Source organism: Brevibacterium limosum, assembly GCF_011617705.1.
GTDB classification, from domain to species: Bacteria; Actinomycetota; Actinomycetes; order Actinomycetales; family Brevibacteriaceae; genus Brevibacterium; species Brevibacterium limosum.
This window is the reverse complement of the sequence record NZ_CP050154.1, coordinates 1489272-1510551: the sequence shown is the minus strand read 5'-3', so window position 1 is coordinate 1510551 and position 21280 is coordinate 1489272. Positions and strand designations below refer to the sequence as shown.

Here is a 21280-nt window from a genome sequence, read left to right as displayed (position 1 = left end):
TCGAAAAGACAACAGATATTGTAGGCTCCTGTCGAGACGCCGCGCACGAAAGGGAAAGTTGTTGAAACGCTTCACGATCGGACTCATGGCAGCAAGCTGCGCCTTCACGCTGTCAGCCTGCTCAGGCGGATCCGGAGATCAGGCAGGGCAAGGCGGGAAGCAGGAGGAAGCCTCCCCTGATCCATCAGCCGTCGAATCTCAGGAAGCAGACGAACGCGCTGCTCTGAGCGGCGACGAATACAGCAACAGAATCCTCTCACTCGATGACTTGCCAAGCGGTTTCACACTTGAGAACGACGTCGAGTTCGGGGAAAAGGAAGACCAATCCGTCAATCCATTCGACTCTGAGGACACCACTACCGAGAATCAGTCCACACAATCTGAGTGCATCATCGGTGCCATGTCCGCCTATTCATCGGACTTGGATGGGGTTTCCGCTGCACGATCCTTTGAACAGTCGGACGACAGCAACGGCACATATATCCTGGCATCGCTGACCAGGCCCGAAAGGGGATCGACGGAGCTGCTCAAGGATCTCCGAAAGACGGTGGACGACTGCCAGGAATCGATCAACGCGGAGCCGACCGAGTCGGTCGAAGTCTTCGAGCCTAAAGGAAACAAGGGCGATGGCTTCTGCACGGCCGCCTACAACGGAACGTTCTTGGACCAAGGGAAGATCGCGATGTCAGAGTGCTACGTTTCCTGGGCAGGAGAACTGCTGACAGTCCATCAGATGGCATTCGACGCCGAGACCAGCCTCGCCGTCGAGGAAGAAGCCATGGACGGTGTCAGCGACTATTTGACCGATGTCCTTCTCCCGACAGCGCTCAAGAAGGCGGATATGGCGTCGGAACCGGAATGAGCCCCGGCTGGATCGCCTTCTGCCCACGCAAAGCCTCCTGCAGTCTAGACATCGGTCATCTTCGGATAGAAACCGCCCCCGCAATGGTGTATCCGTTGTCGAACTATGCTTGAGTGCGCCCCTGCTGGCCCTTGCGTGCGATGAACACGAACTCACGGCCCGGCCGGTCCGGAACGTCGCGGATCTCTTCGACGACAAACCCAGTGCCCTCAAGTGATTTCTTCAGCTCGTCCCGGCTCCGAAACTGCAAACAATTCCGCTGCTCGACACGTCGACCGTCTCGCTCGAAGACCAACACACCGATGAAGTCGACGAATCCGCCGCATGCGGCTTCGAATTCCACCCACGACTCGACTGCCCCCTCTCCGTCGCCCTCGGCGGCGGAATAGGTGTTCCCCTTCGTCCACTCCAGCCAAGCCCGCCGCTCGGGATCGCGAGACTCAAAAACGATGCGTCCTCCCGGCCGCAGGCTCCGACGGATCGCCAGCAGCGTCTCCATCCAACCCTCATTGCCGAGAATGGCCTGTGCCACGTTTTAACTCGCGGTTCGGCGCAGAATCGGTCCGTTCGAGGCAGAAACAGTCCATCCGGCGCAGAATCTACGCACGCGCCGGGTCAGCGGGTGGCGTAGAGGTGTTCGGGCCGGCCCGTCGACCCGTACTGCAGGGAGACCGTGATCGTGCGGGCTTCGGCGAGCTTCGCCAGATGCCGCTGCGCGGTGGCACGCGAGGCCCCGACCGCCTCGGCGACTTCGAGGGCCGTCATCGGACCGCTCGCCTCCTCGAGTGCGGTGAGGATCCGAGTCGTCGTCGACGATCCTGCCGGGCTCGCCCCGGTCCCGCCGACGGCCGCGGCATCGTGGAGGTTGCGCAGCTGCCGTTCGAGATCGGCCTGACCGACCTTCTCCCGCTCCCAATAGCGGCGGAACCGAGCATAGCGGCGCAGGAAGTTCTGCAGCACCTCGGCGGCGAAGGGTTTGACGATGTAGGTCATCGCCCCCGATCGCAGCGATGAGCGGACCACCTGCGGATCCGTGACGGCCGAGAGCACGATCGCATCGATGTCGGTCTCGCGGATGAGGTCGACCCCGGTGCCCTCGGGCAGCACATAGTCGACGAGCAGCAGGTCGACATCGTTCTCGGCGATGACTTCGCGCGCCGCTCTCAGGTCGCGGACGGGTTCGAACGCCGTGAAACCGGGCACCTCGTCGACGTAGCGGGCATGGATCTGCCCGACGAAGAAGTCGTCATCGAGCACGAGAACGTTGACCATCATCTCTCCTCATTCGTTCCGAAGTCGTTGTCGTCGTCCGCGGCGGCACCGCGTTCTCCCGCGGCGGCATGGCCGTCCGTCTCAGCAGCAGAGCCGTCGCCCGCCGGTTCGTCGAGCGCATCGGGCAGGCGCATGCCGAAGCTCGCCCCGCCGAGTTCCGGATCGTGGCCGTCGATGAGCCACACCGCTCCCCCGCCCTTCTCCGCGACCCGGCGGCTGAGCGCGAGTCCGATGCCGAGTCCGTGGCCGTCCCCGGTGCCTGTTCCCGTGGTCAGTCCGATCCCGAAATCCGGGGCCGAGGCGGCCGTCGAGGTGGAGAATCCCTCGTCGAAGATCTTCTCCCCCAGCTCGTCGTCGATCCCATCGCCGGTGTCCGTGACGACCGCGTGGAGTTCCGTCCCGGAGCTGAGCACCTGCACTTCGACCCGGCCTCCGTCGTCGGTGAACCGCTGACCTGCGACGGCCGCCCGCACCGCATTGTCGATGAGGTTGCCGAGGATGAGCGTGACCGCTTCCGGGTCGTGGACCGCGCCCACGGCCAGGGATTCGGGGGTCACGGCCAAGCTCACCCCCGCCTCGGCGGCGGTCGTCCCCTTCGCCTCCAGAACGGCGCGCAGGTATGGGTCGGAGATGAGATCGATGTCCTCGACCGGGGTGGTGATCGGGCCGGTGCCGAGGATCGAGGACAGGTAGGTATGGGCTTCGTCGGTCGCGCCCGTGTCGACGAGGCCGAGCACGGTGTGCAGCCGGTTGGCGAATTCGTGACGCTGGGTGCGCAGGGCCCTGGCCATGGCGGTCACGGATTCGAGCTGACGCGCCATCGTGAGCATCTGCGTCTCGTCGCGCAGGGTCACGACCCCGCCGACGGAGACTCCGTCGCGCTGGACGCGCACCGCCGTGGCCAGCAGGATCCGGTCGCCGATCGTGATCCGCCGCCGCAGCGCGCCCTCGTCCGGTGCGTCGGCCATCATCGCGGTGATCTCGCCGGGGACGTCGATCAGCTCGGCGTCGTCGATCTCCTGCACCGAGGCGGCACTGCCGTTCTCGCCGACCGTGTCGTTCCCCTGGTCGCCGTCCTTCGCCGAGGCGGCTCTGCCCTTCCCGTCGGAGACGGCCGCCACCGCCTTGTCGGAGGCCGTCCCGAGCAGCTTCTTCGCATTCGAGTTGCTCAATGTCAGCGTCCCGTTGGCGTCGAAGCCGAGCACCCCGTCGTCGAGACCGTGCAGCACGGCTCCTTGGTCGCGGGCCATCTCGGCGAGCTCTTCGGGTCCGACCCCGAGCGTCTCCCGACGCAGCCGGCGCCCGAGCATGACCGACACGGCCCCGCCGAGTGCCAGGGCGAGCACCGCCACGGTGCCGAGCAGGATGAGTTCGCGGCGGACATCGGCATCGAGCACGGAGGCGAAGATGCCCACCGAGACCTCGCCGACGACGGTCCGGCCGTCCTCGCTCGAATAGATCGGCACCTTCGCCCGCACCGTCTCGCCCAGGGTCCCGGATTCGTGGGAGACGTTCTCGCGACCGGCCAGCGCCTCCTCCGGGGAGGTCGAGACCTTGTGCCCGATCTTCGACCGGTCGGGGTGGGTGAGTCGGATGCCGCGATCATCGGTGATGACGGCGAAGGTGATGCCCGACCGGTCGCGCAGATCATCGGTGATCGTCAGCATCGAGGACACGAGCTGCTCATCGGGTTCGTCGGCGTGCTCGGCCGAGGCCTGCGTGGCAGCGGCGCGGACGTCCGGGTCGATCGCCAGCGTCCGGGCGGTGGCCAGCGCTTCGGTCTCGGTCACCTCGGTGACGGTGCGCGCGCCCAGCCACGCGAACACTCCGGTGACCAGGGCGAGGATCACGGCAACGAGCGCGAGCTGAGAGATAAGCACACGACGGGAGAACGAACGGTGGGGCCGGGGCACGCGCTCAGCGTAGCCGCGTTTGAGCGCAATGCGCAAAAGGCGCTCAACGATCTAAACGCCATCAGTGCACACAAGCGCGCGCGGCACGTGAGCTGGGCCCTACGGTGTTTCGAGCCTCACATTCGCCTTCGAAGGAGAAGCTCGTGCTTGTCATTCTCGGTTTCGCCATGATCCTCGTCTTCATGACGCTGATCATGACCAAACGACTCTCGCCGATCCTCGCTCTCATCCTCGTGCCCACGATCTTCGGCCTCTTCGCCGGGGCCGGCCTGGGCATCGGTGAGATGGTCATGGACGCGATCGCCTCGATGTCGTCGACGGCAGCGCTGCTGCTCTTCGCCATCATCTACTTCGGCATCATGATCGACGTCGGCCTCTTCGACAAGCTCGTCGAGTTCATCCTCAGGATCGCCGGCAACGACCCCGTCAAGGTCGTCCTCGGCACCGCACTGCTCACCGGCGCCGTGTCCCTCGACGGCGACGGATCGACGACGTTCATCGTCGTCACCGCGGCCATGCTGCCGATCTACCAGCGCCTCGAGATGTCGCCGGTGGTGCTCACCTGCGTGGCCGGCCTCATCAACGGCACCCTCAACATCGTGCCCTGGGGCGGTCCGACGGCACGCGCCTCCTCGGCGCTGCAGATCGACGCGAACGAGATCTTCGCCCCGATGGTGCCCTCCCTGGCCGCGGGTCTGCTCGTGTGCCTGCTCTTCGCCTACCTGCTCGGTCTCTCCGAACGCCGCCGCCTGGCCAAGAACGGCGTCACCTGGGTCACCGACCGCGGATCGAACCGCCGCAGGGACCTCGTCGGCGCCGTCGCCGGTGCCGGTGCCGGAACCGCCGCCGGGGATCCGACCACGACCTCAGGTCACGGGGACGGACAAACGGGGGCCGCCTCGGCGAATGACGGCACCGCCGCCGAGGCGAGGCCCACCTCCGCGGACGACGCGACCGGATCCGCCGGTTCGGGTCTGGCGAACACCGCGCTCGACCCGAATCGGGCGACCCTGCGGCCGAAGCTGTTCTGGTTCAACCTCGGCCTGACCCTGGCCGTGATGGTCCTGCTCATCATCGACATTCTGCCGCTGCCGTACCTGTTCATGATCGGCACCGTCATCGCGCTCATGGTCAACTTCCCGAAGATGAAGGACCAGCAAGAGGAGCTCGCCTCCCACGCCACCGCGATCATCTCCGTCGTCGCCATGGTCATGGCCGCCGGTGTGCTCACCGGCATCATGTCCGGCACCGGAATGGTCGATGCGATGGCCGAATGGCTCGTCGAGGTCATCCCGACCTCGATGGGACCCTACATGGCCGTGATCACCGGTCTGCTGTCGATCCCGATGACGTTCTTCATGAGCAACGACGCCTTCTACTTCGGCATCCTGCCCGTGCTCGCCGAGACCGCTTCCCACTTCGGCATCTCGGCCGCCGATATGGCCCGCGCCTCGATCACCGGCCAGCCCGTGCATATGCAGTCGCCGCTGGTGCCCGCGATCCTGCTGCTCGTGTCGCTGTCCGGCGTCGAGCTCGGCGACCACCATAAGAAGGTGCTCTGGCGTGCGCTCATCGTCGCCCTCGTCATGCTCGCGGTCGGTGTGGCCGTCGGCGTCATCGGAATCGGCTGAGGAGCTTACGATGACTGACCTCTATTCGACTCCACAGTCCCGCTTCCCGGCCCCGTCCCTGCAGGTCACCGCGTCGCCGGGCATCGACTCGGCGTCGGCGACCGTGGTCCTGGCGCTGCGTCCGGACGCCTCGGAGGCGGTGCTCGAGCAGGCGATCGCCGCGGCCCGACGCGAGAACGCGGCGCTGCAGGCGGTCGTGTTCGGCACGGATACGACGACGGCCCCCTCGACGTCTCCCCTGGCCGAATGCACCCGGTTGGGTGCCGCCCTCGCCGAGGCGGGGCTGGAGTATGCCGTCCACCGTGCCGGTTCCGATCTGGCCGAGCAGATCCTCGGCCTGGCCGACGACCATGGAGCACGACTCATCGTCATGGCCGCCAAACGCCGCTCGCCGGTCGTGAAGCTGCTGCTCGGATCGAGTGCTCAGCAGGTCATCCTCGAGGCCGAGTGCCCGGTGCTGCTGGTGAAGTAGAGGCGCGATATCGATCGCGCGGGGTGTGCTGCTGGCGCGCCGACCATCGCCGCGCTAGATTCCGGCGATACCGCGGCCCGGGGCCAGGACTCCTCGCGGGTCGACGAGCGTCTTGAGTTCGCGCAGACCCTGTCGGCCCGGCTGCGGACCCCACGCGTCGACCTCAGCCCAGACCGGTGCGGGTGCGTGGATCAGCCGGGCGGCGAGCCTGTGCAGACCGAAGCTGCGCAGGTGTTCGAGCACCACTCGTGTGGCCACTCCCGGCTCGGATTCCGGGGCGCCGATGCCGAGTTCGAAGTACCCCGCGGCGCTGCCCCGCAACTGCAGCGGATAGCCGATCGTCGTCTCCAACCGGGCGACAGCATCGATGAGAGTCGCAATGAAGCCCGGCGCCGCGGACACCGCGATGGTCGCGGCCAACCGCGCCCGACGACCCCACCATTCCGGCTCCCCACAGGGAGTCGCCCCGGGGATCCGATCGACGAGGTGGCCCACCTCGGCCTCGACCTCATCGGGCTCCCCTTCGATGAGGACCACTGTCGCCGCGGGTGAGCCGGGTGGGCGTTCGATGACGACGGCATCGGGAACACGGCGGGCGATGAGCAGGTCGGCGGCCGCCTCGGTGCCGGGAATCCACACGAATCTCTGGACTTCCGGTCTGTTCGTCAGCCGGATCTCGGCCTCGACGATGATCGCTCGGGTCCCCCAGGACCCTGCGACGAGCCGGGGAAGATCGCGGCCGCCCAGATCCGGATGGAGCCCCTCGGCGGTGCGGGCGATGGTCCCATCCGCGGCGACGGTCGTCACCGACCGCACGGTCCCCGCCAGGCGCGGACGGCGCGGGTGGCGGGGTCCGGCGGCCGCGGTGGCGATCATCCCGCCGAGAGTGGCCCCGGTGTCGATGCGGTCGAGGGGAAGATCGGCGAGGATCTCCTGTCCGGACTCGGCGGTGAGCCTGTTCAGCGCGCTGATCCGGGTTCCGGCTCCGGCACGGATGGTGTCGCTGGAAGGGTCGGCCACCTCGGCGATCGAGGTCAGGTCGATGAGCAGCCCGGGAGTGTCCGCAGGCGGATGATCGTCGAAGGCGGTGCCGCCGCCGAACACGGCGACGGTGCGGTTCTCGGCGTGGGCGCGGGCCATGAGTTCGGAGAGTTCGGCGATGCTGCTGGGACTGGCCAGTCGGGGCAGTTCGTCTGTGGTCAGGCTCATCTTCCGTTCCTGCGGTCTCGGGCGCCGGGCGCATGTGTACGTCGAGCTTAGCGAAGAACGCCCCCGAAATCGGTGCGTGTGGCACAGATTTCGGGGGCGTCCAGCGACTCACCGGCCGCGAATCCGTCTGCCCCGGTCAGGGCACACGGGCCGACATGAGTCGATCACGACATTCGGATCACGGCATGCGGGCGTAGGCCGGCAGGGTGAGGAAGTCGACGTAGTCGGGAGCGATCGCGACCGAGACGAAGGTGTCGGTGGCGTCCTTCCAATCGGCGTCGTCACCGGGCAGCTTGGCGACCTCCTCGGCGACGATGCGCTCGACGAGCTCCTTCGTCACCGTCTCACCGGAGTCCAGGGTGATTCCGGCATCCAGCCACTGCCACACCTGGGAGCGGGAGATCTCAGCGGTCGCGGCATCCTCCATGAGCCCGTTGATGGCGACCGCGCCGTTGCCTTCGAGCCAGGCGCGCAGGTACTGGATGCCGACGGACACGTTGGTGCGCAGGCCCGCCTCGGTCATCGCACCCGGGGTCGACTTCACATCGAGGAGATCGGCGGCGGTGACGTCGACGTCTTCGCGCTTGTTGTCGATCTGGTTGGGCTTGTCGCCGAGGGTCTCGGTGAAGACCTCCTTGCACAGGGCGACCATTCCGGGATGGGCGACCCAGGAGCCGTCGAAGCCCTTGCCGGCCTCACGCGACTTGTCTTCACGCACCTTGTCGAAGGCGGCCTTGTTCGCGGCTTCGTCCTTCGAGGGGACGAACGCGGACATGCCGCCGATGGCGTGGGCCCCGCGCTTGTGGCACGTGCGTGCGAGCAGTTCGGTGTAGGCGTTCATGAACGGCACGGTCATCGTCACGTCCGAACGGTCCGGAAGCAGGAACTCGGAGCCGCGGGAGCGGTAGTACTTGATGACGGAGAAGATGTAGTCCCAGCGACCGGCGTTGAGGCCGGCGGAGTGTTCGCGCAGTTCGTAGAGGATCTCCTCCATCTCGAAGGCCGCCGGGTAGGTCTCGATGAGCACGGTGGCGCGGATGGTGCCGCGGGTCAGGCCGAAGGCGTCCTCGGCGTGCTCGAAGACCTGATTCCACAGGCGGGCCTCGAGGTGGCTCTCCATCTTCGCGAGGTAGAAGTAGGGGCCGCGGCCCTTCTCGATCTGGATCTGACCGGCGGTGGCGAAGTAGAGCGCGAAGTCGACGAGCGAACCCGAGGTCTCCTCACCGTCGATGAGGATGTGCTTCTCGGGCATGTGCCAGCCGCGGGGGCGCACGACGATGGTCGGCAGCTCCTCATCGGGGGCGAGCTTGTATTCCTTGCCCTCGGGCGAGGTGAAGTCGATGTCGCGGTTGAGGGAGTCGAGCAGGTTGAGCTGGCCCTGGATGACCGAGTCCCACTGCGGGGTGTTCGCGTCTTCCTGGTCGGCCAGCCACACCTTCGCTCCGGAGTTGAGCGCGTTGATCGTCATCTTCTTGTACGTGGGACCGGTGACCTCGACACGGCGGTCTTCGAGGCCCGGCGCCGGGGGTGCGACCTGCCAGGAGGGATCGTTGCGGATCTCGGCGGTCTCGGGCAGGAAGTCGAGGTCCTTGCCCGCGGCGATCTCGGCCTGGCGTTCCTTGCGGGCTTCGAGACGACTGAGCCGCTCGCCGTTGAACTTCCGGTGCAGGTCGACGATGAGCTCCAGCGCCTTGGGGGTCAGGACCTTCTCAGCTCCGTCCGGCAGCTCACCGGTGATCTCCATCCCGGCGGGGATGTCCAGGTTTTCGATATGAGCGGTCATCGATGGTTCTCCTTAGTCAGCACAGAGGTGCTGCGTCCTTGTCCGCACTCAGAGGTGCGTCGTTTTCGCTGGTCAACGGGGTTTAGCCTGCGAAACTTCCACATCGTGAAAATTTATGTTCACACAACGAAAGAATATGAGGTGATGCACGTCTCGTCAAACCCTATCCCTGATTCGAGACGGTGTTTTCGTTGACTCGACGTCGCGGGCTGGAGAAGATGAACGAAGGAACATCTTTCGTGGATCGACGCGGCAAAGGTGCCGCAGATCGGACTGAGAAGTGGACAACCTCGCTGTTGCAGCTCTCCTGGCCCTGTCCCCCATCCTGTTGGCGGGAATCCTGCTCATCGGCTTCCGCTGGCCGGCCAAATATGCCATGCCCGTCGGGCTGATCGCCGCCGCCCTCGTGGCGAACTTCGCGTGGAAGATCGAGTGGGTGACGATCGGAGCCTCCGTCGTCCAGGGTCTCCTCGTCGCGATCGGCCTGCTGTGGATCGTCTTCGGCGCACTGCTGCTGCTGGCCACGATCACGCGGTCCGGGGCGATCGAGACCATCCGCTCCGGCTTCATCGCGATCTCTCCGGATCGGCGCGTGCAGGTCATCATCGTCGCCTGGCTCTTCGGTTCCTTCATCGAGGGTGCCGCCGGTTTCGGCACTCCGGCCGCCGTCGTCGCCCCGCTCATGCTCGCCCTCGGCTTCCCTGCGATCGCCGCGGTGCTCGCGGGTCTCATCATCCAGTCGACGCCGGTGAGCTTCGGCGCCGTGGGCACTCCGATGGTTCTGGGCATCGGCTCGGGACTGTCGCAGGAGGACGGGTCGATGTCGGCCGATGTCGCCGAGCGCGCCGGTCAGCTCGGACTCGACCAGGCGGAGTTCGTCGCGCACACCGCGACTCAGGTTGCGCTCATCCACGCCTGCTGCGGCATCCTCATCCCACTGCTGCTGTCGTGCCTGATGACCGGATTCTTCGGTGCCAACCGGCGCTTCGCCGACGGTCTGGCCATCGCTCCGTTCGCCATCTATGCGGCCCTGGCGATGATCGTTCCCTACCTCATCGTGGCGAACGTCCTCGGCCCCGAGTTCCCGTCGCTGCTCGGTGGGCTCATCGGTCTGGCCATCGTCGTGACGACCTCGCGGATGGGCTTCCTCATGCCGAAGAAGACCTGGGACTTCGCCCCGCGAGAGAAGTGGCCGGCGTTCTGGATGGGCACCGTGGACCCGAGCAAGGAGAAGGCGCAGCTGCAGAAGAAGATGTCGCTGGTCCGCGCCTGGTCGCCCTACCTCATCGTCGTCGCGTTGCTGCTCATCACGCGCAATGTGCCGGCGATCAAGGAGTTCCTCAACGGTCCGGCAGTGATCAAGATCGATAACATCTTCGGCACTCCCATCAGTCAGAACATGGATCTGCTGTGGTCGCCCGGCGCGATCTTCGTCCTCGCCTGCGGACTGACCTACTTCATCCATCGGATGACGAAGAAGCAGATCGCCGGCTCGTGGCAGATCGCCGGTTCGCAGATCGCCAGTGCGGCCGTGGCGCTGCTGTGTTCGCTGCCGCTGGTGCGTGTGTTCATCAACTCCGGTGCCGACTACAACGGCGCCGGCTTGGATTCGATGCCGGTCACCCTCGCCGAGGCGGCCGCCAGTTCCGTGGGCGACGCCTGGCCGCTGTTCGCCCCGTTCGTCGGTGCCCTGGGTGCGTTCGTCGCAGGGTCGAACACGGTCTCGAACGTCATGTTCTCCCAGTTCCAGTTCTCCACCGGCACGGCCATCGGCGCGGCCAGCCCCGAGACCGTGGTCGCGGCTCAGGCGGTCGGCGGGGCCGCGGGCAATATGGTCGCCGTGCACAACGTCGTGGCCGCCTCGGCGACGGTCGGACTCGTCGGTCGGGAGGGCGAGCTCATCCGGCGGACGTCGATACCGATGCTCGTGTATTCGCTGGCCGCGGGTGCCCTGGCATTCATCGGGCTCAACGGTCTGGGCTTCAATGCGGGCACCGTCGTGCTCACCGCGCTCATCATCGGTCTCGCCGTCGTCGTGGTGATGATCCGCCGCTCGCCGGGCAAGCCCCTGCCGGGTCTCGAGGCAGGCGCCGGCAGGGCGGCCCGAGGCGACGTCGGCGACTCTGACGTCGCAGGTGGACGTACGGCTCGCGACGCCGGTTCACCCGTCGATGACGACGAACCGGAGCCCACGGCCCGCTCGTGACGCCTCCGCAGGGACGAATCGGGCAGTCTGCCGACCGTCATCACCTTCTGTGACCGGCGTCATCACGTTCTGTTCTGTGCATCGGGGTTGAACCTGAGTCATAGAACAGAACGTGACTCATCCGGTCGGCCAGGACGCATCAGCGCGGTCTGGCTGCGTGAGCGAGCGGTCGCTCGAGCGCGCGCCGGCAGAGCCGTCTCAGACGGCGCGAACTCAGACGATGACGACCATGGGGACGATCATCGGCTTGCGGCGCAGCTTCGAGGACACCCAACGGCCGATGGTGCGGCGCACCACCTGTTGGAGCTGGTACTGATCGGCGGTTCCGTCGCGCAGAGCATCCTCGACGGCCTTCTGGACCTTCGGGACGATCGTGTCGAAGACGTCGTCGGACTCGGCGACACCGCGGGCATGAATCTCGGGCCCGGCGATGAGGGACTTCGTCTGCGAGTTCACGGCCATGAAGATCGTCACGAAGCCCTCACCGGACAGGACGAGACGATCCTTGAGGTCCGCCTCGGTGATCTCACCGACCGACGATCCGTCGACGAAGACGTAGTTGCAGTCGACGGCGCCGACGACCTCGGCGCGACCGTCCTTGAGGTCAACGACCCAGCCGTCATCGGCCAGGACGATGTTGTTCGGATCGACTCCGGTCGCCTCGGCGTGGCGGGCGTTGGCCAGCAGGTGCCGCCATTCGCCGTGGACGGGCATGACGCCGCGCGGCTTGACGATGTTGTAGCAGTAGAGCAGCTCGCCGCCGGAGGCGTGGCCCGACACGTGGATCTTCGCATCGGCCTTCGAGATGACACGGGCGCCGAGCTTCATCAGGCCGTTGATGACCTTGAACACGGAATTCTCGTTGCCGGGGATGAGCGAGGAGGCGAGGATGACGGTGTCGCCGTCGCCGACGTCGACGCGGTGGTTGCGATTGGCCATCCGCGACAGGGCGGCCATCGGCTCTCCCTGGGAGCCGGTGCACATGAGGACGATCTGATCATCGGGGAAGTCGTCGACCTTCTTGATGTCGATGAGCGTCCCGGCCGGCACGTTGAGGTAGCCGAGGTCTTCGGCGATCTTCATATTGCGCACCATGGAGCGGCCGACGAGGGCCACCTTGCGGCCGTGGGCGGTGGCGGCGTTGAGCACCTGCTGCACGCGGTGGACGTGGGAGGAGAAAGAGGCGACGATGATGCGGCGTTCGGCGGTGCCGAAGAGGTTCTCGAGCACGGGCCCGATGTCCTTCTCCAGCGCGGTGAAGCCGGGGACCTCGGCGTTCGTCGAGTCCGTCATGAACAGGTCGACGCCCTCCTCGCCGAGGCGGGCGAAGGCGCGCAGGTCGGTGATGCGACCGTCGAGCGGCAGCTGGTCCATCTTGAAGTCGCCCGTGTGGAGGATGTTTCCGGCGCCGGTGCGGATGAACACGGCCAGGGCATCGGGGATCGAGTGGTTGACGGCGACGAACTCGAGGTCGAAGGGACCGAGCTGATCGACATCGTCTTCCTTCACCACACGGGTGATGGGCTTGATCCGGTGCTCTTTGAGCTTGGCTTCGATGAGCGCGATCGTCAGCTGCGAGCCGAGGATCGGGATGTCGCCCTTGCGGCGCAGCAGATAGGGGACGGCGCCGATGTGGTCTTCGTGGCCGTGGGTGAGCACGAGGCCGATGATGTCATCGAGGCGGTCGTCGAGGTAGGAGAAATCGGGGAGGATGAGGTCGACGCCGGGCTGATCCTCCTCGGGGAAGAGCACACCGCAGTCGACGATGAGGAGTTTGCCGTGGTATTCGAAGACGGTCATATTGCGGCCGACTTCGCCGAGCCCGCCGAGCGCGACGATGCGGACGGCTTCTCTGTCCATCTTCGGTGGGAGGGACAGTTCTTGAGTCAATGCATTATTCACTGAGGTAACCACTCCTGGTCAATTGGGCGGCGACGAACGCCATCTGCTCCTCATCAGCTGGGAGCAGCGGCATCCGCACGTCGCGGTTGTCGAGTATTCCTTGGGCCTGCAGAGCGGCCTTCGCCGAGATCACTCCCGGCATGTGGTTCATGAGCGCATCCACCACGTCCGCGGTGTCGCGGGAAAGGGTGCGTGCGGTGTTGAGGTCGTTGTTCGCCGCCGCGGCCACCATGGCTGCGAACCGGTCGGAGCAGACGTGCCCGGCCACGGACACGAGTCCGAGTGCGCCGAGGGACAGCAGCGGCAGATTGAGGGCGTCTTCGCCGGAGTAGTACACGAGCGAGGAGTTGTTCATCACGAACGAGGAGGCGAAGAGGTCGCCCTTGGCGTCCTTGACCGCGAGGATGTTCGGGTGGTCGGACAGTCGCAACAGGGTGTCCGTGATGATCGGGGCACCGGCTCGGCCGGGAATGTCATAGAGCATGACCGGCAGGTCGGTGGAGTCGGCGGCCGCACGCATATGCGCTTCGATCGCCGGCTGGGTCGGCTTCGAGTAGTACGGGGTGACGAGCAGGATCCCGTCGGCTCCCGCATCGGCCGATCGGCGGGAGAGGTCGATGGTGTGCGCGGTGACGTTGTTGCCGGTGCCGGCGATGATCTTCGCCCGCTTGCCGATGACACCGCGGACGACGCGGATGAGTTCGACCTTCTCGTCGTCGGTCGTCGTCGGAGATTCGCCGGTGGTGCCGGAGACGACGAGCATGTCGTTGCCGAGCTCGACGAGGTGGTTCGCCACCTTCTCCACGGACGCATAGTCGATGCTGCCGTCGCGCTTGAATGGGGTCACCATTGCAGTGCCGACGGAACCGAACGCGTCAATGGCAGTCGCTGCTGCCTGGTCACCGAGAATCGCCATAGTTCCAGGATACCGCCCACCTCCTCCCATGAGTGCAGTGGTCCACCCGCGTTGCGGGTGTCATTCGCCTCGTCGGTCCCTCGCCGAGGCGGCCCGGCCGTCCCTGGGCACGCCGCAGAGCGCGGCTGGTGAGAGACAGATCACGGCCGGTGGGCGGAGATCGTCTACGCTTGGACCCTGCCCGCCACCGAAACAAAGGAGTTTTCGATGACCCGCACCCGCATCCGCGATTTCCATGATGATGATCTCGACGGAATCATCCGTCTCTTCGAGGCCGCCATTCCCGAGTCTGCGACGACCGCTCCCCCGCTCTATCCGCTCTCCGAGGTGCTCGCAACCTGCCAGCGCAATCAGGCCGTCGTCGCCGTCCGCGACGAGGGGGTCGTCGGTGCCGCCGTCGGCCGCGCCGCCCACGGACAGGGAGTGCTCGTGTTCTTCCATGTCCTCGAAACCGTGGGCGCCGACCCGAAGCAGGGCACCCGCGCCGAGGCGGGGCTGCTCGATGCGCTCGAACGTCGTCTCATGCCGCTGGGCTTGGGGAAACTGTCGATGCTCATTCCCGCCGGGACCTCGGCGTGCGATGGCCTGGTGGCCAACGGCTTCGAGGCTCGTTCGGGGTTGAAGTACGTCGAACGGCACCTGCCCGTCCAACGTCGTGAGCTCGACCGGCTCAAGGCAGTGGGCGGGCGGATTCTACCGCGCCACCTCTGGGATGGGGTGAGCGGGATGCAGGAGGAGAAGGACATGCTCGAGGACCGCCTTGGCCGAACCGGATCTGGCCGATCATTTCGGGGTGGTGCCACCTCGGGCGGTGATGCTCTTCGGTCCTCCGGGGACGGGGAAGACGACATTCGCGAAGGCGGTGGCTTCGCGGCTGGATTGGCCGTTCGTCGAGGTGTTCCCCTCGCGCCTGTCGGGTGAGCCCGGTGGCGTGGCCGCGGGTCTGCGGACGACGTTCGAGCAGATCAACGAGCTCGAGCATGCAGTGGTGTTCATCGATGAGGTCGAGGAGATCGCGTCGAAGCGCGGGGGCGAGCCGCCGTCGCCGACGCAGGGAGTGACGAACGAGCTGCTCAAGCAGGTCGGTCAGTTCCGAGACCGCGAGGACAGGCTGCTCATCTGTGCGACGAACTTCGTCCGGGCGCTCGATGCGGCGTTCCTGCGGCATGGGCGTTTCGACTATGTCATACCGATCGGCCTGCCCGATGCCACCGCCAGGGAGGCGATCTGGTCGCGCTACATCCCCGAGCACACCGTCTCCGGAGTCGATCTCGCCATCCTCGTCGATGCCAGTGATGGGCTGACTCCGGCAGATATCGAATATGCGGCCAGGCGTGCCTCGCAGGAGGCTCTGGCGTCGTCGCTGCGGCAGCAGCAGGTCGACATCTCCTCCCGCACGGAGGTTCTCTCGACCGATGACTACCTCGAGGCGCTGCGGGCGACGAGGGCGACAGTGTCCGAGGAGACGGCTCGGGAATTCGGTGAGGATGTGGACACGATCGCGCGGCTGTGACCGGGGCCGGGCGGTCATCGGGCCAGGCTGTGACCGGCTGTGACCAGGTCGGATTCCTCGGATCCGCACTCGTCGCGCCGGTGACGAGTTCGATCCAGACCCGCGACCGCTGCCCGCGGCTGCCGACCTCGCGGACGGCCGGGCCCCGCGGGCCCGATTGCCGCGAATTCGTGTGAGAATCGTTCCATGAGCTCTCACCCGGCGGACTCCCACCGAGCGCACGACGCGAACTCCACGGCCACCTCGGCGAGGGTGGTCCGTCGACTCAGCCCCGACGGTCGGCTCATCGGGCTCGACGTCGCCCGCGGGATCGCCCTGCTGGCGATGATGGTCACGCACATCTTCGCACTCGGCGACGAGACGGGGATGCCGACGTGGGCGGCGGTCTTCGCCGGGCGGGCCTCGGCACTGTTCGCGGTCCTCGCCGGCTGTTCGCTGGTGCTGTCGACCCGGTCCCGGATGGCGGAGTCGGGGCGGTTGCGCGATGCGGCGCCGAGCGTGCTCATCCGGGCGGCAGCCATCGTCCTCATCGGGCTGTGTCTGGGATCGATCTCCGGACTGCTCGCGGTCATCCTCGTCAACTACGGGATCATGTTCGCTCTCGCCCTGTTCTTCCTGCGGCTGCGGGCCGGGGCGCTGTTCGCGATCGGCGGGGTCTGGATGGTGGTCTCCCCCGTGGTCTCGATGTGGGTGCGCTCGACGTTCTTCCTCGAACCGAGCTACCTGCCGATGGGGTTCTTCGACCTGGCGACGCCGTCGACGATGCTCACCGACCTCTTCCTCACCGGCTATTACCCGGTGCTGCAGTGGCTGTCCTATATTCTGCTGGGCATGGCCGTGGCGAAGCTCGACATCGGCCGCCACCTCCTCGCACTGTTCACGGCCGGGCTCGGTCTCTTCGTCCTCGGCCGCGGTGCGTCGTGGATTCTGCTCAATGTCTTCGGCGGTGATGCCGCCCTCGTGGCCGACTCGCAGATGTGGGGCACGGATCTCACGGCGGCTCTGTTCACCGGCAGCTACGGGGTGACGCCGGCGACGTCGTGGTGGTGGTTGGCGATCGCCGGTCCGCATTCGGGCACGCCGTTCGATCTGCTCTCCACGGGCGGGACAGCGGTGATGACCATCGCTTGCTGCCAAGCCGCGGCGGTGCTGCTGGGCCGTCGGTCGTGGGTGCTCGCGCCGCTGTCGGCGCCGGGATCGATGCCGCTGAGCGTGTATTCGGCACACGTCGTGCTGTTGGAGATCACGCGACGCCAGATCGTGGGCAATCCGCTGGAGGAGTCCGCAACGGCGGGCGAGCAGACCCTCGAGTTCGTCATCCACGCGCTCACGTTCGTGCTGCTGCCTCTGGTGTGGAAGCTCGCCGTCAGCTCGCGCGGCCCGCTGGAAGGCGGGATCGCCGCGATCGTCCGGGCGGCGTCGCCGGGGTCTAAGCGCCCTGCTTCTGACCTTCCCGGAAGAGGCTGATCGATTTGCGCATCGTGGCGCGAGCCCGTTTGCGGTCTCCGCTGGCGTCGTAGGCACAGGAGAGCCGGAACCAGGACCGCCAGTCCTCAGGAGCGGCTTCGGCTTCGGCTTGGTATTTCACGAATTCCTTGTCGGCGGCTTCGCGGATGATCTTCCCGCCAGGTGTCCTGGGCAGGTCGTCGACGGGCAGGCCGCCCTCGGCGCCGAGGATGCGTGCGAGCTTCTCGGTGCGGGCGCCGAAGACGAGCTCGACGATGAGCGTCCATGCGCCGATGATGGGCAGGACGAACAGGGCGATGCCCATGACCTTGGGGATCATGGCGGGTTCACGCACAAGGATCCACGCCCGCTGTCCCATGAGGACGAAGTAGAAGACGAGGACGACGGAGACGATGATCGCTCCGATCTTGGCCTTCGACATCAGAGGTCAAGCATGTTCTCGAGGCCGTGGATGAGCCCCGTGCAGTCGGCGATCGAACGCACCGCGGTGACGATGCCGGGCATGAACGCCGAGGTGGAGTGCGAGTCCGTGCGGATGGTCAGGGCCTCGCCGTCGGAGCCGAAGAGGATCTCCTCGTGGGCGTTCATGCCCTGCTGGCGGATGGCGTGGACGTGGATGCCGTCGATGACGGCACCACGGGCACCGTGCGGATCGGATTCGGTGGAGTCTGGAACGGCCGGCAGTTCGGCGGCGTTGCGGGCTGCGGCGATGCGCTGGGCCGTGTGGTTCGCAGTTCCCGACGGGGCGTCGAGTTTGCGGGTGTGGTGGATTTCGACGACTTCGGCCGAGTCGAAGTAGGGGGCGGCGAGTTCGGCGAAGCGCATGGCCAGGACGGCGCCGATCGAGAAGTTCGGGGCGATGAGCACCGCGGTCTGCGGGTGGTTCTGCAACGTGGCGTCGAGCCGGGCCAGGCGGTCATTGTCCCAGCCGGTGGTGCCGACGACGGTGTCGATGCCGTTCTCGACGAGGAAGGTGACATTGTCCTCGGTGGACTTCGGCACGGTGAGCTCGACGGCGACGTCGATGTCCTTCTCGAGCAGGGTCTCGAGAGAGTCGCCGCTGCCGAGCGCGGCGACGAGTTCGAGCCCTTCGGCGTCGTTGATCGCATCGACGGCGTGGGATCCCATCCGACCCTTGGCTCCGATGACTGCTACGCGAATGCTCATGTGTCTGGTCTCCTTATGTGACGATCCCGGCGAGGTGTGACGATCCCTGCGATCTCCGCCAGCCAGTCTAGCGACTCCACCGCCGCTCCCCCGCATCCGGTGACCATCCGAACACTCCCTCTTACTACCTGACGGCGGCCCAGCAACCTCGCGCGAGGTTGCTGGGCCGCCGTCAGGTAGTTCTGGAGGGGCGGGAGCGGAGTCAGCGAGGTCCGGTGATGGGTATTCGCGTTCCGCCGTGCCGCGGATCTCCAGCGAGTCTGGCGCAGACCTCGGTGTCATAGCGGATGCCGTCATAGCGCAGTTTCTCTCGCTCGCGACCCTCGACGAGGAATCCGGCGTTCCTGGCCACGGCGGCTGATGCCGGATTGTTCACCCTGTAGCCGAGTTCGAGCCGGTGGATTCCGAGTTCGTCGTGAAGGAGATCGACGAGGCTGCGCAGCCCCGCCGACACCAGTCCTTGGCCCCTGGCTTCGGCCACGGACCAGTAGGAGACCCATGCGCTCGAGTGCCTGTGCTCGATTCCGGAGGCCATGACGTTGCCGAGGATTCGTCGGTCGGCCCCGGTGGCGGGGCCGACGATCGCACGAGCGCAGAGGTCCCCGGTCGCCTCGGCGCCGGTGACGGTCTCAATCCATGTCCGGGCACCGTCGATCGTGCGGTCGTCGGGGATGTTGCTCAGCAGAACGTCATCGGCCCGCTCATACACCGCACCCAACATCTCGGCGTCCTCTGACTGCCAAGCACTGAGTATTGCGCTCATTCGTCCACCCTATCCGCAGCTGCCGGCCCGACTGCGCCCGTTTCGCTCCCCCACACACGTGACGGCGGCCCAGCAACCTCGCGCGAGGTTGCTGGGCCGCCGTCAGGTAGCAATTAGGGGTCTCAGCCGAGGAGGAGGCCCTTCGTCTGAGCGACTGCGCGGTCGAAGCGTGCGCCGGCGTCGGCCCAGTTGACGATGTTCCACCAAGCCTTGACGTAGTCGGGCTTGACGTTCTGGTAGTCGAGGTAGAAGGCGTGCTCCCACATGTCGAGCTGCAGAACCGGGGTGCCGCCGAGCTGGATGTCGGACTGCTGATCCTTGAGCTGCTCGATGAAGAGGTTTCCGCCGAGCTGGTCGTAGACGAGGACGGCCCAGCCGGAGCCCTGGATCGTGGTGGCTGCGGTGGTGAAGTGCTCGCGGAACTTGTCGAAGGAACCGAACTGGTCATCGATGGCTGCGGCGAGTTCACCGACCGGCTTGTCTCCACCGTCCGGGGACATGTTGTTCCAGAAGATCGAGTGGTTGACGTGTCCGCCGAGGTTGAACGCGAGGTCACGGGTCAGCTTCGGCACGTTGGCGAGGTTGCCGGATTCGCGGGCTTCGGCCAGCTGCTCAATGGCGGTGTTGGCGCCCTTGACGTAGGTGGCGTGGTGCTTGTCGTGGTGCAGCTCCATGATGCGAGCCGAGATATGCGGCTCAAGAGCGGAGTAGTCGTAGGGCAGTTCCGGAAGTGTGTACTGCTCAGCCATGAGATTCCTCCTGATCAGATTTGATGACCACCACATCGGTGGCTTCGTTTCGACCCTATCCCAGGGTCTCGTCTCGGACAACAGGGGGTTCGCGGGTCCTATTCCATTTCGGCGTGAAAAGAAGGTCGAACCTGAGCTGTCCCGCTGTGCGAGCAGCACACGCCGACTCCGCACACAGCGCGCCGCCACCGCACGCAGAGCACGCAGAGCACGCAGCGCGCAGTCTGCTCCCCGTTCACCCGAGGTTGCGGGAGATGAGCAGCCGCATGATGTCCGAGGTGCCCTCCTCGATCTCCTCCAGCTTGGCGTCGCGCATCCACTGCTCGACCGGATGCTCCCGTGAGTACCCCCACCCGCCGAGGGTCTGCACGGCCGCCCAGGTGCAGAACATCGCCGTCTCCGAGGCGTTCAGCTTCGCCATCGCCGCCGTCGACGTCACCTTCTGCCGACCCACGGCATCACCGGCGTCGAGCATCCGCGCGGCGTTGAGCACCTGCAGCCACGCGGCATCGATCCGCGCCGACATGTCCGCCAGCCGGAACGCCACGGCCTGATGATCGATGAGCTTCGTGCCGAACTGCGTGCGCTCCCGCGCGTAGTCACGCGCATATTCGAAGGCCGCCCGTGCTGTGCCGAGCGCCGCGGCCCCGAGCACCACCCGTGAGATGTCGAAGGTGCGCATGAGCCCGTAGAAGCCCTCCCCTTCCTCGCCGAGGCGGCCCGAGACCGGTACGAATGCGTCAGAGAGGAAGATCTCCCGACACACGATGGCCCGCTGCCCCATCTTCTTCATCGGCGCCCCGAACTCCATCCCCTCGGTCTCCCGGGGAAGAAGGAACGCACTGATCCCGCGCGAGCGCTGGCTCGGGTCGGTCTTGGCGAAGACGACGTAGAAGTCGGCGAGTCCTGCGTTGGAGATCCAGGCTTTCTGCCCGTTGAGCACGTACCCGCCCTCGACGGCATCCGCCCGGGTGATGATCGAGGCCGAGTCCGATCCGGAGCCGGGTTCCGTCGTCGCCAGCGCCGTGATCTTCGGGTCGGCACCTGTGAGCGGGCGCAGCCACTCCTCCTTCTGCTCCGGCGTGCCCAAAGCGAGGATCGGGTCGGCGAAGAACCCGTTCGAGCACACGAAGTTCCCGATGCCCGGATCCCCGAAGCACAGCTGCTCCTGGACGAGGCATTGAGTGAAGACATCGGTGAATCCGCCGCCGCCGAACTCCTCGGGAATCATGAAGTCGGTGATCCCGAGCTTCGCGGCGGCCGTGAAGATGTCGACGGGCGATTCGGTGTCGGCTTCGTCGACGCGGCGTCCTGCGGGTCGGATCGTGTCCTGGGCGAATCCGCGCACGAGGTCGAGGATGTCGTGCTGCTCATCGGTCAGCGGCCAAGGTGTGTAGCTCATCAGTTCTCCTTCGAAAATTGTGTGGAGGTCGGGTGCCCCTTCGCGCCCGACCG

At 66.2% G+C, this 21280-nt stretch carries 17 protein-coding genes and 1 pseudogene; 6 read left to right on the top strand and 12 right to left on the bottom strand.

Going from position 1 to position 21280, the window contains the following annotated elements; genetic code table 11:
* Positions 1 to 61: 61 nt before the first annotated feature.
* Positions 62 to 862, top strand: a complete 801-nt coding sequence (locus tag GUY37_RS06780) for a hypothetical protein (RefSeq protein WP_166823730.1) — start codon at positions 62 to 64, stop codon at positions 860 to 862.
* 103 nt (positions 863 to 965) lie between these two features.
* Here the strand turns inward: GUY37_RS06780 and GUY37_RS06775 are convergent, their stop codons facing one another.
* From GUY37_RS06775 to GUY37_RS06765, 3 genes are all read right to left on the bottom strand, one after another.
* Positions 966 to 1361 (bottom strand): hypothetical protein, encoded by a 396-nt coding sequence (locus tag GUY37_RS06775; protein ID WP_166823728.1) that lies wholly within the window; start codon positions 1359 to 1361, stop codon positions 966 to 968.
* A 116-nt stretch (positions 1362 to 1477) separates the two neighbouring features.
* Positions 1478 to 2137 (bottom strand): response regulator, encoded by a 660-nt coding sequence (locus tag GUY37_RS06770; protein WP_228278404.1) that lies wholly within the window; start codon positions 2135 to 2137, stop codon positions 1478 to 1480.
* Positions 2134 to 4047, bottom strand: coding sequence for an ATP-binding protein (locus GUY37_RS06765; RefSeq protein WP_166823726.1), 1914 nt, complete (start codon positions 4045 to 4047; stop codon positions 2134 to 2136). Before GUY37_RS06765 ends, GUY37_RS06770 begins: the two co-directional genes overlap by 4 nt.
* Positions 4048 to 4190: 143 nt before the next feature.
* Between GUY37_RS06765 and GUY37_RS06760 the strand changes: the two genes are divergently transcribed.
* Together GUY37_RS06760 and GUY37_RS06755 are read left to right on the top strand one after the other, a co-directional pair.
* On the top strand, positions 4191 to 5678 hold the full coding sequence (locus GUY37_RS06760; RefSeq protein ID WP_166823724.1) for a CitMHS family transporter: 1488 nt from the start codon (positions 4191 to 4193) through the stop codon (positions 5676 to 5678).
* 10 nt (positions 5679 to 5688) lie between these two features.
* Complete coding sequence (locus tag GUY37_RS06755; protein WP_166823721.1) at positions 5689 to 6150, top strand: universal stress protein; 462 nt, start codon at positions 5689 to 5691, stop codon at positions 6148 to 6150.
* A gap of 54 nt (positions 6151 to 6204) precedes the next feature.
* Here the strand turns inward: GUY37_RS06755 and GUY37_RS06750 are convergent, their stop codons facing one another.
* Both GUY37_RS06750 and aceB read right to left on the bottom strand, forming a co-directional pair.
* Positions 6205 to 7359, bottom strand: coding sequence for an FAD-binding oxidoreductase (locus GUY37_RS06750; protein ID WP_166823718.1), 1155 nt, complete (start codon positions 7357 to 7359; stop codon positions 6205 to 6207).
* A gap of 178 nt (positions 7360 to 7537) precedes the next feature.
* Positions 7538 to 9142, bottom strand: a complete 1605-nt coding sequence (gene aceB / locus GUY37_RS06745; RefSeq protein WP_166823716.1) for a malate synthase A — start codon at positions 9140 to 9142, stop codon at positions 7538 to 7540.
* A 280-nt stretch (positions 9143 to 9422) separates the two neighbouring features.
* Here aceB and GUY37_RS06740 point away from each other — a divergent pair, with 280 nt between their 5' ends.
* Complete coding sequence (locus GUY37_RS06740; protein WP_166823713.1) at positions 9423 to 11348, top strand: L-lactate permease; 1926 nt, start codon at positions 9423 to 9425, stop codon at positions 11346 to 11348.
* A gap of 213 nt (positions 11349 to 11561) precedes the next feature.
* Here GUY37_RS06740 and GUY37_RS06735 read toward each other — a convergent pair whose 3' ends face one another.
* Together GUY37_RS06735 and dapA are read right to left on the bottom strand one after the other, a co-directional pair.
* Complete coding sequence (locus tag GUY37_RS06735; RefSeq protein ID WP_166829476.1) at positions 11562 to 13208, bottom strand: ribonuclease J; 1647 nt, start codon at positions 13206 to 13208, stop codon at positions 11562 to 11564.
* A 34-nt stretch (positions 13209 to 13242) separates the two neighbouring features.
* The gene (gene dapA / locus GUY37_RS06730) at positions 13243 to 14166 is read right to left on the bottom strand and encodes a 4-hydroxy-tetrahydrodipicolinate synthase (RefSeq protein WP_152348262.1); all 924 of its coding nucleotides are present in this window, start codon (positions 14164 to 14166) and stop codon (positions 13243 to 13245) included.
* A gap of 207 nt (positions 14167 to 14373) precedes the next feature.
* Between dapA and GUY37_RS19400 the strand changes: the two are divergent.
* A pseudogene (locus GUY37_RS19400) lies at positions 14374 to 15679 on the top strand (ATP-binding protein).
* Between the two features lie 186 nt (positions 15680 to 15865).
* Positions 15866 to 17146, top strand: a complete 1281-nt coding sequence (locus GUY37_RS06720; protein WP_166823710.1) for a heparan-alpha-glucosaminide N-acetyltransferase domain-containing protein — start codon at positions 15866 to 15868, stop codon at positions 17144 to 17146.
* Here the strand turns inward: GUY37_RS06720 and GUY37_RS06715 are convergent.
* From GUY37_RS06715 to GUY37_RS06695, 5 genes are all read right to left on the bottom strand, one after another.
* The gene (locus tag GUY37_RS06715; protein ID WP_152348259.1) at positions 17109 to 17567 is read right to left on the bottom strand and encodes a tetratricopeptide repeat protein; all 459 of its coding nucleotides are present in this window, start codon (positions 17565 to 17567) and stop codon (positions 17109 to 17111) included. The genes GUY37_RS06720 and GUY37_RS06715 overlap by 38 nt on opposite strands.
* Positions 17567 to 18313 carry a 4-hydroxy-tetrahydrodipicolinate reductase gene (gene dapB / locus GUY37_RS06710; protein ID WP_166823707.1) on the bottom strand — a complete coding sequence of 249 codons (747 nt, stop codon included), beginning with the start codon at positions 18311 to 18313 and terminating at the stop codon, positions 17567 to 17569. The genes GUY37_RS06715 and dapB overlap by 1 nt, the downstream gene beginning before the upstream one ends.
* A 202-nt stretch (positions 18314 to 18515) precedes the next feature.
* A complete protein-coding gene (locus tag GUY37_RS06705) occupies positions 18516 to 19076 on the bottom strand; it encodes a GNAT family N-acetyltransferase (RefSeq protein WP_166823704.1) in 561 nt (186 codons plus the stop codon).
* A gap of 122 nt (positions 19077 to 19198) precedes the next feature.
* Entirely contained in the window at positions 19199 to 19825 is a 627-nt protein-coding gene (locus tag GUY37_RS06700) for a superoxide dismutase (RefSeq protein ID WP_152348256.1), read from the bottom strand.
* A 235-nt stretch (positions 19826 to 20060) separates the two neighbouring features.
* Positions 20061 to 21227, bottom strand: a complete 1167-nt coding sequence (locus tag GUY37_RS06695) for an acyl-CoA dehydrogenase family protein (RefSeq protein ID WP_166823702.1) — start codon at positions 21225 to 21227, stop codon at positions 20061 to 20063.
* Between the last annotated feature and the right edge of the window lie 53 nt (positions 21228 to 21280).

What these genes read in the sequence shown, in the direction of transcription:
- dapA (WP_152348262.1), bottom strand. Translation starts at nt 14,166, where the DNA reads ATGGCGATTCTCGGTGACCAGGCAGCAGCGACTGCCATTGACGCGTTC.
- GUY37_RS06695 (WP_166823702.1), bottom strand. Translation starts at nt 21,227, where the DNA reads ATGAGCTACACACCTTGGCCGCTGACCGATGAGCAGCACGACATCCTC.
- dapB (WP_166823707.1), bottom strand. Translation starts at nt 18,313, where the DNA reads ATGAGCATTCGCGTAGCAGTCATCGGAGCCAAGGGTCGGATGGGATCC.
- GUY37_RS06720 (WP_166823710.1), top strand. Translation starts at nt 15,866, where the DNA reads ATGAGCTCTCACCCGGCGGACTCCCACCGAGCGCACGACGCGAACTCC.
- GUY37_RS06700 (WP_152348256.1), bottom strand. Translation starts at nt 19,825, where the DNA reads ATGGCTGAGCAGTACACACTTCCGGAACTGCCCTACGACTACTCCGCT.
- GUY37_RS06715 (WP_152348259.1), bottom strand. Translation starts at nt 17,567, where the DNA reads ATGTCGAAGGCCAAGATCGGAGCGATCATCGTCTCCGTCGTCCTCGTC.
- GUY37_RS06705 (WP_166823704.1), bottom strand. Translation starts at nt 19,076, where the DNA reads ATGAGCGCAATACTCAGTGCTTGGCAGTCAGAGGACGCCGAGATGTTG.
- GUY37_RS06755 (WP_166823721.1), top strand. Translation starts at nt 5,689, where the DNA reads ATGACTGACCTCTATTCGACTCCACAGTCCCGCTTCCCGGCCCCGTCC.
- GUY37_RS06770 (WP_228278404.1), bottom strand. Translation starts at nt 2,137, where the DNA reads ATGATGGTCAACGTTCTCGTGCTCGATGACGACTTCTTCGTCGGGCAG.
- GUY37_RS06735 (WP_166829476.1), bottom strand. Translation starts at nt 13,208, where the DNA reads ATGGACAGAGAAGCCGTCCGCATCGTCGCGCTCGGCGGGCTCGGCGAA.
- aceB (WP_166823716.1), bottom strand. Translation starts at nt 9,142, where the DNA reads ATGACCGCTCATATCGAAAACCTGGACATCCCCGCCGGGATGGAGATC.
- GUY37_RS06775 (WP_166823728.1), bottom strand. Translation starts at nt 1,361, where the DNA reads ATGGAGACGCTGCTGGCGATCCGTCGGAGCCTGCGGCCGGGAGGACGC.
- GUY37_RS06750 (WP_166823718.1), bottom strand. Translation starts at nt 7,359, where the DNA reads ATGAGCCTGACCACAGACGAACTGCCCCGACTGGCCAGTCCCAGCAGC.